Consider the following 12,697-nt stretch of genomic DNA (forward strand, 5'->3'; position numbering starts at 1 on the left):
CGCTTTCGACCCGCGACGCAAGCCACAATAAGAACTTCAGCGGGAACATGGGAGATAATTTCCGATGAAGCTGACAAGGCGTGAATTCGCCGTCGGTATGACGACGGCTATTGCCTCGATGACCTTGCCGCGACTTGCTTCGGCGCAGTCGCCACTGGTCGTTCCGACCTATGGCGGGCTGTGGGCCAAGTTCTGGGAAGAGAAGCTCTTGCCAGGCCTCACCTCGGCAACCGGCATCCAGCCGCAGCTCGATGTCGGCCTCGGCAAGGATTTCGTCGCCAAGATCCGCGCCGGCGGCGGCCGTTCGCCCTACAGCATCTTCATGGGCAACGAAAACATTGCCGCCGTGCTGCGCGCCGAAGGCTTCTTCGAGCCCTTCGATCTCGCCAAGGTGCCTAACGCGGCGAAGATATCCCCCCAATTCGTCAACAAGGACGCCAAGGGCATCCGCGCCATCGTTTCACCGATCGGCCTGGCCTACCGCACCGACCTGGTGAAGACCGCGCCGACCTCCTGGCATGACCTGTGGGAAAACCCGGAATTCAAGGGCAAGACCGGCCTTTACCAGATCGGCAACACCGGCGCCGTGCTGTTCCTGCGCCTGGTGGCCGAACTGTTCGGCAGCGGGCCAGACGATTTCGACACCGCATTTGCCAAGATCAAGGAACTGCTGCCGTTCACCCAGGCGTCATGGAGCGGTGAAGTGGCAACCGCCCTGATCCGTGGCGACGCGATCATCGCGCCGGTCGACTGGACCGAGATCATGACGCTGCAGGACAAGGGCGCGCCGGTTGCGATCGTTGCACCCAAGGAAGGCGTGCTTGCCTTCGAGCAGTCGTTCAACCTGGTCGCCACCGGCGCCGAGAAGGACGCTGCGCACGCCTATCTGAACTACATCCTCGACGCCAAGGTCCAGCAGGACATGGCCAAGGCCTTCTACACCTCGCCCAGCAACAGCGAGTCCGTCGTCGACGATGCAATGAAGGCGCGTACCCCGATCGTCGGCCCGCGCATGGCCGAGATCAAGAGCTACGACTGGGACAGCTACGTCGACAAGGCGGCTGATGTCGCCGACCGCTGGAACCGGGAGATGGCGTAACGCCACGCCGCGACCGGCAACGACGTAATGGCCGGGAGGGGCCCCCACCTCCCGGCCGCGAACCGCGCGAGGACATCGGATGACCGCACTGACCATCGACCGTATCAACAAGCGGTATGGCAACCTGCACATCCTCAAGGACATTTCGATCCCCATCGGCCAGGGCGAATTCGTATCGCTGCTGGGCCCGAGTGGCTGCGGCAAGACCACGACCCTGCGCTGCATCGCCGGCTTCGAACGGCCCGACACCGGCCGCATCCTGTTTGGCGAGCGCGACGTGACGCACGCTCTGCCCGAGCAGCGCGACATCGGCATGGTGTTCCAGTCCTACGCGCTGTTTCCGCACATGACGGTGGCCGAGAACCTGAGCTTCGGCCTTGAGGTCCGCAAGGTTTCGGTGCCGGACCGCCAGCGGCGCATCGCCGACGTGCTCGCCATGGTGCGCCTCGAAGGCTACGACAAGCGCTATCCACGCGAGCTTTCAGGCGGCCAGCAGCAGCGTGTGGCGCTGGCCCGTGCCCTTGTCATCGAGCCGTCCGTGCTGCTGCTCGACGAGCCGCTGGCCAATCTCGACGCCACCTTGCGCGACGAAATGCGCTTCTTCATCCGCGACCTGCAGCAACGTGTCGGCATCACCAGCATCTACGTCACCCACGACCAGGCCGAGGCGATGGTCATGTCGGACAAGATCGTGGTGATGAGCGCCGGCACGATCTCGCAGTTCGGCTCACCGCGCGAGATCTACGAACGGCCGGCTTCACAATCCGTCGCTGCCTTCATCGGACGTTCGAACACCATTTCCGGCAAGATCGCCGAAGCGCTTGGCCAGGACAGCTACAAGGTCGACACGCCTTGCGGCAACATCGGCACGACAGGCCCGGCGGGCCTTGCCAAGGGCGCCGATGTCAAGATCATGATCCGGCCGGAGAACATCCGCACGCTCAGGCGGGATGCCGGGGCAGGGGAGGTCGGCCACAGCGAGAACTTGCTCGCTGGCGCCGTCGTCAACTCGGTCTATCAGGGCAGCGCCAACCAACTCGCGATCAGGCTCGCCAGCGGCGACCGCGTGATCGTCGATGTCAGCGGCCGCAACCCGCTCGACATCGGCGAGCAGGTCGCCTTGCGCTTTGCCGCGCGCGATACCTGGTTGCTCGCATCATGAGCGCAGTCGACGCAGCCCCACGCGTTGCAAGCCGCAGCAATTGCGGCAGCACCGCCTGGATGGTGGTTCCGGCACTTGTGCTGCTGATCGGCTTCTTCGCGCTGCCGTATCTCACCATCATCACCATGAGCCTGCGCGAGGCCTCCACCCGCGCCGTCTATGGCGAAGGCTTTACGCTGGCGCATTATGCGACGGCACTTGGCGACTATTACATCTGGGGCATTCTCGGCCGCACCTTGCTGATCGGCGCCACCGTCACGGTCATTTCGCTGCTGCTCGGCTATCCTGTAGCCTATCACCTGGCCAAGTCGCGTTCGCGCTGGACAAGCCTGCTCTACATCTTCGTCTTGTCGCCGCTGCTCGTCGGCCTGGTCGTCAGGACATTCGCCTGGATGATCATCCTGTCCAATAACGGCGTCGCCAACCAGGCGCTTCAGGCCACCGGCCTGATCGACTTCCCGCTTCAGCTGATGAACAACTCGCTCGGCGTGACCATCGCGCTGACGCATGTGTTCCTGCCCTTCATCATCCTGCCGCTGCTCGGCAATCTGCAGGCGATCAGTCCGGACCTCGCCATGGCGTCGCGCTCGCTTGGCGCATCGCGAATGCGGACTTTCTGGAAGGTGACCCTGCCGCTCAGCATGCCCGGCATCCAGGCCGGCACCATCCTGGTGTTCGTGCTGTCGATCAGCGCCTATGTCACGCCGGCCATGCTCGGCGGCACCGGCGGCCGCACCATGTCGGTGCTGGTGGTGCAATATCTGGTCGACAACTTCCGCTGGCCGGCAGGCGCAGCGCTCGCCATCATCATGGCGGCGGTGGCGGTCATCTTCGTCGGGCTTTACCTCAGGCTGACGGCACGCGCGATGCGGAGACTGCCATGACCGGTGCATCGAGCGGCGTCGAAAAAACCATCTGGGACCGCCTGTTCACGGTGCTTGTCGCCGCGATCTACATCTTCCTGATGTTCCCGATCGTTCTGGTGGTGCTTTTGTCGTTCAACTCGGGCGAATTCCTCGCCTTTCCGCTCGAAGGCTTTTCGCTGCGCTGGTTCGAGGCGCTGTTTTCAAACAAGCGCTTCCTCGATGCCACGCTCTATTCGATTCAGATCGCCGCGGTCTCGACAATCGTCAATGGCGTGATCGGCACGCTGGCGGCGATCTATGTCGCCCGCCATGCGACAGTCGCCCGCGACTACATCCGCCTGATCATGACAGCCCCGCTTCTCGCGCCCGAGATCCTGACGGCGATCGCGCTGCTGTTTTATTTCTACGAGATCCGGATCGGCACCGACTATTCGATCGGCATCCAGATCGGCCACATCGTCGTCACCTTCCCATATGTCTTCCTCAACGTGTCTTCCGCGCTGTTCAATTTCGACCGCTCGCAGGAAGAGGCAGCGCGCAGCCTTGGGGCCGGCGGCTGGATGACCTTCCGGCGTGTGACGCTGCCGGCGATCAAGCCAGGTATCATCACCGGCTGCCTGTTTGCCTTCGTCATCTCCTTCGACATTTTCAACATCTCGCTGCTGCTGAAATCGATCGGCAAGAACACGCTGCCGCTGGAACTGTTCGATTATCTGCGCTTCAATTTCGACCCGACAGCCGCTGCCATCGCCTCGCTCAGCATCTTCATGACCTTCGCCGCGATCCTGATCATCGACCGGACCGTCGGGCTGCGATCGCTGCGGTTCTGACGGGCGTGCGAAGCAACGGGAAAACCTCCGGATTGCGGCGCGAAATATGATGCCGGACAAGGCTGCTCGCTTGACAATTCATCGACTGTAAAAATACATTTCAATATCAGAATTTGGTTCTGACGTGACGGCCGCCATCAAGAAGCGCGCTCCATCGAGGGGAGGGCGGTCACGGGGACGAAGCCAGGGGCAGCCGCCGCCGGCCATCTCAGCATCATGAGGAGGATCAAAGTGCATCATCATTCGCTTCTGCGCGGCGCAACATTTGCCGCGATGGCTGCCACGGCCCTGGTCGTCGGCGCCGGCACGCTTGTCGCCGCCGAATTGCCAAAGTCGGCCGAGGTCAAGGACACCGGCAAGCTGATCATCGCCAATACGCTTGAATACGCACCGTTCGAATTCATCGATGAAAACGGCAAGCAGGTCGGCATCAACATCGAGCTGGCGCAGGAAGCTGCCAAGCTACTCGGCGCAGAGCTCGAAGTCACCCGCATTCCCTTCCCTTCGATGGTGCCGGGTCTGGCAGCCGGCCGTTTCAAGGTCGCCTGGGAAACTTTTGCGGCGACCGACGACCGCCTGAAGCAGGTCGATTTCGTGATGTTCATCAAGTCGGGCATCGTCGCCTCCACCACTGCCGACAAGGCAACGCAGTTCCAGGGCGAGAACAATTTGTGCGGCAAGCGCGTCGGCGTGATCGGCGGCGCGGTGTCGGACTTCATCGCCGACCGGCTGAGCGGCGAATGCAAGGAAAAGGGCCTGCCCGAGATCGCCAAGAGCATCTTTCCTGAAGGCAAGGACATCATCCAGGCAGCGCTCTCCGACCGCATCGACGCCCGCCTCGACGACGCCACGGCATCGGGCTATTTCGAAGTGACCAGCAAGGGCCAGATGGTGGTCGTGCCTGGTCTCTACGACGTCGCACCGCTTGGCATTGCCATTCCCAAGGGCGACAAGGACACGGCCGACATGCTGGCCGCCAGTGTCAACGAGTTGATCAAGAACGGCACTTACAAGACGATCATGGCCAAGTACGGCATGACCAGTGCGATGATCGAGGAAGCCTACGTCGTCGACAGCGCCGACAAGATCCGCAAATAATCGACAAGGCCGGCGAGGGGCAGAGCCCCCGCGCCGGCCACCAGCACTTGTTTGAGAGGGCGGCTGAGATGAACCGGGCCGAAACGCAAGCACCGCCACCGGAGGCGTTGACAGTCGTTCCGCTGCGCCACTATGGCCTGTGGGCAGGCACGGCTGTCACTCTTGTCATCCTTGGGCTGATCCTCAGGGCGCTCGCCACCAACCCGGCCTTCGACTGGCCGACCGTTGGCAAATACCTGTTTCATCCTTCGATCATCCGCGGCCTCGGCCAGACGCTGGTGCTGACGGTCACCATCATGGTGCTGGCCATCATCATCGGCACCATCGTTGCCATCATGCGGCTGTCGCCGAGCCGCATCCTCAACGCCTTTGCCAGCGCCTACATCTGGTTCTTCCGTGGCGCGCCGGCGTTGATCCAGCTGATTTTCTGGTTCAATCTGGCGCTGATCGTGCGCGAGTTCTCGCTGACGCTGCCGTTCGTCGGCACGCTGTTCACCGTCAAGACCAACGACTTCATGACGCCCTTCGTCGCGGCCGTTGTCGCGCTGTCGCTGCATGAAGCCGGCTACATGGCCGAGATTGTGCGCGCCGGCATCAACTCGGTGGCATCAGGCCAGACCGAAGCCGCCGGCAGCCTTGGCATGAACCACCGGCTGATCCTGCGCCGCATCACGCTGCCCCAGGCGATGCGCTTCATCGTGCCTCCGACTGGCAACGAAACGATCAATCTGCTGAAGACCACTTCGCTGGTCACCATCATCGCCGTCAACGACCTGCTTTATGCCGCGCAGAGCATCTATGCCCGCACCTTCGAGACCATCCCGCTGCTGATCGTTGTGGCCTTCTGGTACCTGTTCGTCGTCACCATCCTGTCGATCGGACAGCATTACATCGAGCAGTATTACGGCAGGAGCGACCAGCAGCAGGGCGTCTCATGGGGCGGCATGCTGAAGCGTGCCTTCAGGTTCGGACGGGTGGCACAGCCGGCATGACATCGAAAGCAGAAAACCAGACCCTCTTCGGCGTCCCCGACAACTCGATGGTGTTCGCGCGTGGCGTGCGCAAATCCTTCGGCGCGGTCGAGGTGCTGAAAGGCATCGACCTCAACGTGCCGACAGGCTCGGTCGCCTGCGTCATCGGCCCGTCGGGCTCGGGCAAGAGCACCTTCCTGCGCTGCATCAACCACCTAGAGGAAGTCAGCGGCGGCGTGCTTCTGGTCGACGGCGAGTTCGTCGGCTACGACCTGCGCCACGGCAAGCTCTACGAGGTCAACAACAAGCTGCTGTGCCAGCGCCGCGCCGACATCGGCATGGTGTTCCAGTCGTTCAACCTGTTTTCGCATATGACGGCGCTCGAAAACCTGATCGAGGCGCCGATGATGGTGAAGGGCCTGTCCAAGGCCGAAGCCAAGGACAAGGCCTATGCGCTGCTCGAACGTGTCGGGCTGTCGGCCAAGGCCGACGCCTATCCACGCCAGCTCTCCGGCGGCCAGCAGCAGCGCGTGGCGATCGCCCGCGCGCTGGCGATGAACCCCAAGGTGCTGTTGTTTGACGAGCCGACCTCGGCACTCGATCCAGAGCTTGTCGGCGAGGTGCTGGTGGTCATGCGCGACCTTGCACAAAGCGGCATGACGATGGTCGTCGTCACCCACGAGATCGGCTTTGCCCGCGAGGTCGGCGACCAGTTGATCTTCATGGATCGCGGTGTCGTCGAAGAGCGTGGCGAGCCGAGGGAGATGATCGCCAACCCGCAATCGCCGCGCACCAGGGAGTTCTTGTCTCACGTGCTGTAAAGAGGGGACGCGCTGGCCAGATGCGTGGCGCCCATAACTGGCCAGCGGCGCATAACGGTGCCGAGGCTGACAAAAAAGCGGCTCAAAAGCCGCTTTTTGTTGTCGTGGCACAGCCGGTTAAAAGACTGCCAAGTATTTGAGCAGCGAAATAATGCCGATGATAATCACGATTATCTGCGCAATCTGCCGCATCTTGGCGTCGATTGGCAATCGCTGAACCAGATAAAGCACAAGGACAATCACCAGGAATGTGATCAGGATACTGATGAGCGCAGATGAGGCCATGTGGTTCTCCTAGGGACGTTGTACTGGCGCCCGGTCTGGGCGCAGTGCGATCAATACCAACCGTTACGCTGCTCGCTTGAGCCTTTTGCAATGGCAAAGCCGATCATCAATCCGACCAAACCCGCCAAGCCAACCACGACACCGGTTGTGCCCGGGTTCTCACGGGCAGCCTCGGAAACCGATTGGGCCTGTGTACGAAGCTGCTGAGCCGCTCGCAACGTCCGGCTCGACGCCTCCTCGATGGCGCCGGTCGCCGTGTCGCGCGCGTCGGAGACAAGCTCTGCGCTCCGTTCGGCAAGGGATTTGTTGATTTTGGCGATCTCTTTGCGCAGCTCGGAGATCTGCTTTTCGACTGACTTTTGAACGCTTTCGACGCTCGAGACATCAGTCTTGGGTGTGTCAGCCATGATTTTTCCTTCTGCAACCAGATGGGGAACGGTGCAGACGGCAATTCGTTCCGTTCAATGGCCGGCCGACCGGTCCGAGCGGACCGATCGGAGCAGGCGGTGTCATTCCGCCAGAGACCTTACCGACAGGTTGAAGAACCTACATGCTGTCACCGACAGGCTTCTGACGTACAGGACCGCCAGGGCAGCAGCGCCTCCTACTCGTATCGAGACCGAAATCAGGCAGCGTTGCCCAGGCGACGCAGCGACGCCTGGTAGACGAGCGAAGTCCAGCTGTTGCTCGAAGCCAGGTGGCAATAGACAAGCCCGAGCGCACCTGACGTCCTGAGGTCGAGGAAAGCCTCGTCGGAAAGCTGGTTGAAAGCCGGCTCGTCGATGACCTGGAAATCGGTAACGTTCAGCACTTCGCCACCTTCCAGCGTGACGGTGCTCTGGCGCGGCGCAAACAGACCGTGGGCGTCGATCTTCTCGACCATCGCGCGCGTGGCGTTGAAATCGATCTGGAACTGGTTGCAGAAGGCGAGGGCCTGCTTGCTTGCTTCGCTGGCTTGCGCGCCGTTGAAGAACGGCGCCACCTTGCCGGCACCGGATGCTATGTCGGTGACACGTTCGCTCGCACGGTCGACACACAGGGTCAATCGGCCCGAGCCCACGTCGTCGGCGAGAATGAACGGATAGCGGCGGACATAGGCCGGGATGTAATGCGGCTCGAGCCACTTGCCGCTTGCCTCGACGAAGAGGTTCTCATTCTGACGCAAGCCGGTGATGATCACGGGCGCCTTGTTGGCGCCGATGAAGACGATGGGATAGGAACGCATGGCCGCCGGCATTTCCGACGCCACCACGGGAATCGCATGGGCAAGGCGCGCGAAGGAAAAGTCGTTGCGCGACGTCAGGCCGAGCGAGCCATGACGCACCGGATTGAGCGCCTCGGGCCTGGCGTAGAACAGCGGCAGTCCGCTGGCATCGGCGCCCGCCGCCGGCTTTGCTTCAGTATTTGCGTTAGTCATCATTCGCATCCTTTTGCCGGCTCAAATCGCAGGTGCCGCACGCCCATGCGATCATCTTTGGAACTATAGCAGGGAACGGCGCGACGTAACGTCGGGTACTCGCCAGGCAGCTCTGGACAGCCTCCTGCAGAGCAGCGACATTGGCGTCTGATGCAGGCGATTCAAGGCGGACCAGATGATTTCGGCTTCGGATTTCGAAAGCTCTGTCGGGCAGACGTTCACCGTCGACGTCGGCAACACGCAGCTGGCGCTCGAACTGAACGCGGTCCGGCCGCTCTCTTCGAGTTCGCGCTTGGGTGGCGGCTTCTCGTTGCTCTTCAAGGGGCCTCGCGACACAGCCCTGCAACAGGCGACGTACCGCTTTGTCGGCAATAATTTCGCCGACGACATCTTCATCGTGCCCGTTTCGGCCGACGCGACGGCCGTGTTCTACGAGGCCGTGTTCAACTGACGTTGTCGTCATGACGGCTGCCAGCCGGGCGGGAACGCGGCCATCAGGTCGTAGACGCACTTGTCTTCGACGACTGTGAACCCCAGTCGCAGATAGAGCCGTTTCGCCGGGTTGTTCTTTTCAACATGGATCGAGGCGTACTTGCCCGCCGCGAAAGCTTCGTCGAGCGCATCGCCCAGCACTGCCGTGCCGTAGCCCCGGTTGCAGGCCTCCGGCATGAAGGCGACGTCGACGATACGATCCTCGCCTTGCCAGCGCGCGAGATAGAGCCGGCCGATGGGGCGGCCTGCGCGACGGACGACGAGCCGTTCGGCACCGGTATAATGGGTGAGGTAGTGGTGGTGTTGCGCGGCAAACTGCTGCGACAGGAAGGAACGTTTCTGTTCATCCGACCATCCCGTCGGCTCGAGTTCCTGCCATCGCGTCGAGGCATAAAGCGCCGACAGGAACGGCAGGTCCTCGTCGCCGACGGGCCAAAAGCGCAGCCCGGCTTCACGCGACCGACGCCAGGAAGGAAGACCGCTTGCCGAACCCGCCTCGGCTTTGCGCACTGGGCTCGCCGTCATCAGCTCGGCGGCGTCAGGTCACGCACCACCGAGAAGCGTCGGATACCGCCATCAGCCAGTTGCTCCCAATCGATGTCCCATTCCGTGCTGTCCAGCGCGGTCTGGCGCTTGGCCCACAATCCGCCCCCAGCCGGCGCTGCGGCCGCGTGGCTGAACAGCATCAGTCGCCCGTCGGCATTGTAGTCGAGCTTGAACTCGACACGAGCGTCCGATCTGGAGAAATCGCGCCAGCCGGTCCAGTTCTCGGGTGCGTGCGCTGTTTTGCGCGTTGAACTGGTGGATGAGGCTGTGGTCACTGGCGACAAGCACGATATCGTTGTCACCCTGTATGCCGCTGGCGAGCGTGTTGATGCCCGTGCGCGAGAAACCCGGCGTCGCCCATGGTGTCCACGTCTCCGAGCCCGCAGGCTGCTGCCTTGTGTGCACCACCTGGCCGTTGTTGGTCAGGCCGAAGAAATTGAGGGCCCCGCTCGGTCCGAGCACGGGCGCCATACCGATGAAGGTGCCGGTCGTCGGCGTGTTCATCATCACCCAAGGCGTCCACTGGCCGACAGCGGTCGTGCGCGCAACCGATTGCTGGCAGCGATAGAGATTGAGCGTCGAATTGATGCCGAACAGCACAATGCGACCGTCGCCCTGGCGCCGGGCGACAATGGCGACAAGGCTGCCCGGAATCTGCTGCCAGTCGCTCCAGGGTTTGTCGGGCGGTGCCTGCTCCTGGACGGTCACGGTGATCGGCTTGTCGGTGCCGGGCGGCGTGATGGTGACCCGTTTGTCGACAATCTTCGGCGGGTTCTCGCGTATCCACCAGATCTGGCCATTGGCGGTGACGACAAAGACTTCGATCAGGCCATCGGCATCCCGCGCCATCGACATGCTCTGATAGCCCGCAGCGCCCGGCACGGCGCCGATGTTGACCGGCGCATTCCATTTCTCGACAGGACCGACCTGGTTGGCATCTTCGGTGATGAAGACGAGTTGTGGGCCGCCGGAGGGCTGCGCCACCACGGCGACCCGGCCATCGCGCGTCAGGCCCGTTGCCATGATGGCGTAGGTACCCGGTGCGATCGGTGACCAAGCCTTGGCCCACGGCCCGTTGGGTCCGCTCTGCGCCTTTTGCACCAGCTTGCTGCCGCCATCGAGCGCGACGACCATCAGCCGCGACAGCTCGAAGAACTTCGTTCCCGGCGGCAGATGCCGCAGTGCCGGAGCACTCGACCTTTTCGCGCGCACTGCCAGAGTTTTGCCGGGCTTGGGCGCGGGCGCAGATGCTGCCTTCGTTGTTGAGGCGGGTGCCCTTGCCACAGCCAGCTTCTTCGCGGCAGCCTCAGCTGCGGATTTCGCCTTCGATGCGGGTGCCGCCTTGACCGCGGCCGGCTTCTTCGCAGCCGCGGCTGCGGCCTTCTTGCCGGCACCTTCGGGTGCCTTCGACTTTGGAGCTGCTTTCTTGGCCATGATGTTGGTCCTGCGTGGCTCGAAGTTCATTAGCCTCTGGGCGGGAAGACGCCCTGCAGCGCGATGCAGAAATAGCAGGTGAGGTAGGGTTGCAAATTGTTATGCGGCGCATCGCCCCCAGCAGGCGGCAAAGCGTCGCCTGCCATGCCCCCGAGCGCTGTCGGATTGCCGTAGAGAAATCCACCCGTGGACCGTGCCAGGGCCTCCGTCGGACCGGGTATCCGGTCTTCCCCCACATCATTGTAGGTGCGCAAGGCGTGCCGGTGCATAGGCATCTCGGACTCGAGCAATGTCACCGTTTCGCTGCCACCCTGCTCGCCAAGGTCGTGCAAGCTGAGACCGGGCCCTTGTCCGGGGTGCATCGGTGTCCGCCCCTGGAGATCAGGCAAGGCAAAATTGCTCTTGCCGTTGCCGCCATAGGTCGTACCGAGCAGCGAAAACAACGCCGTGTTCTGCGACAACGGAAGCAGTTGCCGATCGCACCAAGCCCAGCCTCTCGGTGCGAAATTGAATGGAAAAATGCGGATTTCGGCGACGAAGGGGTCAGCCATAGCGTCCTCTCAGGTCGGTGACGGGAAAATCCCGAACAGCGAGATGATAAAATTGATGCAAAGATACGGTTGGAAGTTCGTGTGCGGCTGGCTGCCACCCACCGACGTTATGGCATCCGGCGACAAGGCAAGCGTAGGCGTGGCCGCAAAGAACGGCGTCGCGGTCAGCGGCGTGCCAATGACATTGTTCTTGAAATTGAGCGTGTTGGTGGGATCAGTCGACGCAAGCAGCGGGTGGCTGTGAGCAGGGATCTGGTTCTCCGTGAGGTTGATCTCCTCAGCACCGCCGGTCTCTGCCAGGATGAAGCCGTTGCCCTGGTGCAGCGGCACCCGGCCGCGCAGGTCGGGCAGCGCAAACGTGCTCTCCCCATCGCCGCCATAGGTCGTGCCTATCAGTTGGAAAAGCGTCTCATTTTCCGAGATGGGCAGCAGTTGCCCCTCGCAGAACATCCATCCAGCCGGTGCGAAATTGCCGGCAAACATGCGTACTTCGCCAACATAAGGCTGTGCCATGGCCGCGCTCCTTTAAGTCGGCGAAGGAAAGATGCCCTGCAGGGCGATGCAAAAGCTGAGCGTGAGAAACGGCTGCATGTTGAGGTGAGCCTGACTACCGCCGACATTGGCAACCGTAGCCGATTGCAACGATATCAGCGCCGACGCCGGGCGGTAGGCTTCGTAGTTTACGGAAGTCGCCAGCACCGTGCTGTTGGAAGGGACAGCCGAGGTCGCATTGCCGCTGGCCGCCTGCAGGGCATGGGTATGAGTGGGAAGCTCGGCAATCGACAATGTGTGTGCCTGCTCGCCACCGCGCTCGCCAAGTGTGTGGCTGGCGCCAACATGGACCGGAAGGCGCCCACGATAGTCCGGCAAGGCGAAATTGACGCGCCCGTCGCCGCCAAATGTCGTGCCAAGCAGCGAAAACAGGCCCTGGTTCTGGTTGATGGGCAGAAGCTGTCCGTTGCACAACGCCCAGCCCTTGGGTGCAAAGACGAAAGACATCATTCGAATTTCGGATAGAAACGGCTCTGCCATCTGGCATCCCTCATCTTGCCGTTAACAATCAATTACCGCATTTCTTACTAAAAATTCAGATCATGATGCTCCCTGCTTGACTCACATCGCCAT

Annotated in this window: 16 protein-coding genes; 8 read left to right on the top strand and 8 right to left on the bottom strand. The window is 62.1% G+C overall.

Annotation, left to right across the window (positions count from 1 at the left end; genetic code table 11):
• Window positions 1–64 precede the first annotated feature (64 nt).
• The 7 genes from ACHMW7_RS02320 (at window position 65) to ACHMW7_RS02350 (ending at window position 6,847) form a co-directional block, all read left to right on the top strand.
• A complete protein-coding gene (locus ACHMW7_RS02320; protein ID WP_395446277.1) occupies window positions 65–1,099 on the top strand; it encodes an ABC transporter substrate-binding protein in 1,035 nt (344 codons plus the stop codon).
• Window positions 1,100–1,178: 79 nt separating this feature from the next.
• Entirely contained in the window at window positions 1,179–2,261 is a 1,083-nt protein-coding gene (locus ACHMW7_RS02325; protein WP_395446278.1) for an ABC transporter ATP-binding protein, read from the top strand.
• Window positions 2,258–3,145: an ABC transporter permease gene (locus ACHMW7_RS02330; protein ID WP_395446279.1), complete on the top strand. Its 888-nt coding sequence runs from the start codon at window positions 2,258–2,260 to the stop codon at window positions 3,143–3,145. The genes ACHMW7_RS02325 and ACHMW7_RS02330 overlap by 4 nt, the downstream gene beginning before the upstream one ends.
• Window positions 3,142–3,957 carry an ABC transporter permease gene (locus tag ACHMW7_RS02335; RefSeq protein ID WP_395446280.1) on the top strand — a complete coding sequence of 272 codons (816 nt, stop codon included), beginning with the start codon at window positions 3,142–3,144 and terminating at the stop codon, window positions 3,955–3,957. Before ACHMW7_RS02330 ends, ACHMW7_RS02335 begins: the two co-directional genes overlap by 4 nt.
• Before the next feature lie 273 nt (window positions 3,958–4,230).
• On the top strand, window positions 4,231–5,055 hold the full coding sequence (locus tag ACHMW7_RS02340) for an ABC transporter substrate-binding protein (protein WP_395446702.1): 825 nt from the start codon (window positions 4,231–4,233) through the stop codon (window positions 5,053–5,055).
• Window positions 5,056–5,123: 68 nt separating this feature from the next.
• On the top strand, window positions 5,124–6,047 hold the full coding sequence (locus ACHMW7_RS02345) for an amino acid ABC transporter permease (protein ID WP_395446281.1): 924 nt from the start codon (window positions 5,124–5,126) through the stop codon (window positions 6,045–6,047).
• A complete protein-coding gene (locus ACHMW7_RS02350; RefSeq protein ID WP_395446282.1) occupies window positions 6,044–6,847 on the top strand; it encodes an amino acid ABC transporter ATP-binding protein in 804 nt (267 codons plus the stop codon). Before ACHMW7_RS02345 ends, ACHMW7_RS02350 begins: the two co-directional genes overlap by 4 nt.
• Window positions 6,848–6,964: 117 nt before the next feature.
• Here the strand turns inward: ACHMW7_RS02350 and ACHMW7_RS02355 are convergent, their stop codons facing one another.
• The 3 genes from ACHMW7_RS02355 to ACHMW7_RS02365 form a co-directional block, all read right to left on the bottom strand.
• Window positions 6,965–7,132 carry a Thivi_2564 family membrane protein gene (locus ACHMW7_RS02355; RefSeq protein ID WP_395446283.1) on the bottom strand — a complete coding sequence of 56 codons (168 nt, stop codon included), beginning with the start codon at window positions 7,130–7,132 and terminating at the stop codon, window positions 6,965–6,967.
• Between the two features lie 50 nt (window positions 7,133–7,182).
• Window positions 7,183–7,539, bottom strand: coding sequence for a YqjD family protein (locus ACHMW7_RS02360; RefSeq protein ID WP_395446284.1), 357 nt, complete (start codon window positions 7,537–7,539; stop codon window positions 7,183–7,185).
• 218 nt (window positions 7,540–7,757) lie between these two features.
• Window positions 7,758–8,549, bottom strand: a complete 792-nt coding sequence (locus ACHMW7_RS02365; protein WP_395446285.1) for a SapC family protein — start codon at window positions 8,547–8,549, stop codon at window positions 7,758–7,760.
• Window positions 8,550–8,724: 175 nt separating this feature from the next.
• Between ACHMW7_RS02365 and ACHMW7_RS02370 the strand changes: the two genes are divergently transcribed.
• The gene (locus ACHMW7_RS02370; protein WP_395446286.1) at window positions 8,725–9,000 is read left to right on the top strand and encodes a DUF6916 family protein; all 276 of its coding nucleotides are present in this window, start codon (window positions 8,725–8,727) and stop codon (window positions 8,998–9,000) included.
• Window positions 9,001–9,008: 8 nt separating this feature from the next.
• Here ACHMW7_RS02370 and ACHMW7_RS02375 read toward each other — a convergent pair whose 3' ends face one another.
• From ACHMW7_RS02375 to ACHMW7_RS02395, 5 genes are all read right to left on the bottom strand, one after another.
• Entirely contained in the window at window positions 9,009–9,551 is a 543-nt protein-coding gene (locus ACHMW7_RS02375) for a GNAT family N-acetyltransferase (protein ID WP_395446287.1), read from the bottom strand.
• Between the two features lie 66 nt (window positions 9,552–9,617).
• Window positions 9,618–11,021 carry a hypothetical protein gene (locus ACHMW7_RS02380; RefSeq protein ID WP_395446288.1) on the bottom strand — a complete coding sequence of 468 codons (1,404 nt, stop codon included), beginning with the start codon at window positions 11,019–11,021 and terminating at the stop codon, window positions 9,618–9,620.
• 29 nt (window positions 11,022–11,050) lie between these two features.
• Window positions 11,051–11,572: a phage tail protein gene (locus tag ACHMW7_RS02385; RefSeq protein ID WP_395446289.1), complete on the bottom strand. Its 522-nt coding sequence runs from the start codon at window positions 11,570–11,572 to the stop codon at window positions 11,051–11,053.
• Window positions 11,573–11,581: 9 nt separating this feature from the next.
• Complete coding sequence (locus ACHMW7_RS02390; RefSeq protein ID WP_395446290.1) at window positions 11,582–12,085, bottom strand: phage tail protein; 504 nt, start codon at window positions 12,083–12,085, stop codon at window positions 11,582–11,584.
• A 12-nt stretch (window positions 12,086–12,097) separates the two neighbouring features.
• The gene (locus tag ACHMW7_RS02395) at window positions 12,098–12,604 is read right to left on the bottom strand and encodes a phage tail protein (RefSeq protein WP_395446291.1); all 507 of its coding nucleotides are present in this window, start codon (window positions 12,602–12,604) and stop codon (window positions 12,098–12,100) included.
• Between the last annotated feature and the right edge of the window lie 93 nt (window positions 12,605–12,697).

Source organism: Aminobacter sp. UC22_36 (assembly GCF_044056035.1).
Classification (GTDB): Bacteria; Pseudomonadota; Alphaproteobacteria; order Rhizobiales; family Rhizobiaceae; genus Aminobacter.

What these genes read in the sequence shown, in the direction of transcription:
- ACHMW7_RS02320 (WP_395446277.1), top strand. Translation starts at nt 65, where the DNA reads ATGAAGCTGACAAGGCGTGAATTCGCCGTCGGTATGACGACGGCTATT.
- ACHMW7_RS02325 (WP_395446278.1), top strand. Translation starts at nt 1,179, where the DNA reads ATGACCGCACTGACCATCGACCGTATCAACAAGCGGTATGGCAACCTG.
- ACHMW7_RS02330 (WP_395446279.1), top strand. Translation starts at nt 2,258, where the DNA reads ATGAGCGCAGTCGACGCAGCCCCACGCGTTGCAAGCCGCAGCAATTGC.
- ACHMW7_RS02335 (WP_395446280.1), top strand. Translation starts at nt 3,142, where the DNA reads ATGACCGGTGCATCGAGCGGCGTCGAAAAAACCATCTGGGACCGCCTG.
- ACHMW7_RS02340 (WP_395446702.1), top strand. Translation starts at nt 4,231, where the DNA reads ATGGCTGCCACGGCCCTGGTCGTCGGCGCCGGCACGCTTGTCGCCGCC.
- ACHMW7_RS02345 (WP_395446281.1), top strand. Translation starts at nt 5,124, where the DNA reads ATGAACCGGGCCGAAACGCAAGCACCGCCACCGGAGGCGTTGACAGTC.
- ACHMW7_RS02350 (WP_395446282.1), top strand. Translation starts at nt 6,044, where the DNA reads ATGACATCGAAAGCAGAAAACCAGACCCTCTTCGGCGTCCCCGACAAC.
- ACHMW7_RS02355 (WP_395446283.1), bottom strand. Translation starts at nt 7,132, where the DNA reads ATGGCCTCATCTGCGCTCATCAGTATCCTGATCACATTCCTGGTGATT.
- ACHMW7_RS02360 (WP_395446284.1), bottom strand. Translation starts at nt 7,539, where the DNA reads ATGGCTGACACACCCAAGACTGATGTCTCGAGCGTCGAAAGCGTTCAA.
- ACHMW7_RS02365 (WP_395446285.1), bottom strand. Translation starts at nt 8,549, where the DNA reads ATGACTAACGCAAATACTGAAGCAAAGCCGGCGGCGGGCGCCGATGCC.
- ACHMW7_RS02370 (WP_395446286.1), top strand. Translation starts at nt 8,725, where the DNA reads ATGATTTCGGCTTCGGATTTCGAAAGCTCTGTCGGGCAGACGTTCACC.
- ACHMW7_RS02380 (WP_395446288.1), bottom strand. Translation starts at nt 11,021, where the DNA reads ATGGCCAAGAAAGCAGCTCCAAAGTCGAAGGCACCCGAAGGTGCCGGC.
- ACHMW7_RS02385 (WP_395446289.1), bottom strand. Translation starts at nt 11,572, where the DNA reads ATGGCTGACCCCTTCGTCGCCGAAATCCGCATTTTTCCATTCAATTTC.
- ACHMW7_RS02390 (WP_395446290.1), bottom strand. Translation starts at nt 12,085, where the DNA reads ATGGCACAGCCTTATGTTGGCGAAGTACGCATGTTTGCCGGCAATTTC.
- ACHMW7_RS02395 (WP_395446291.1), bottom strand. Translation starts at nt 12,604, where the DNA reads ATGGCAGAGCCGTTTCTATCCGAAATTCGAATGATGTCTTTCGTCTTT.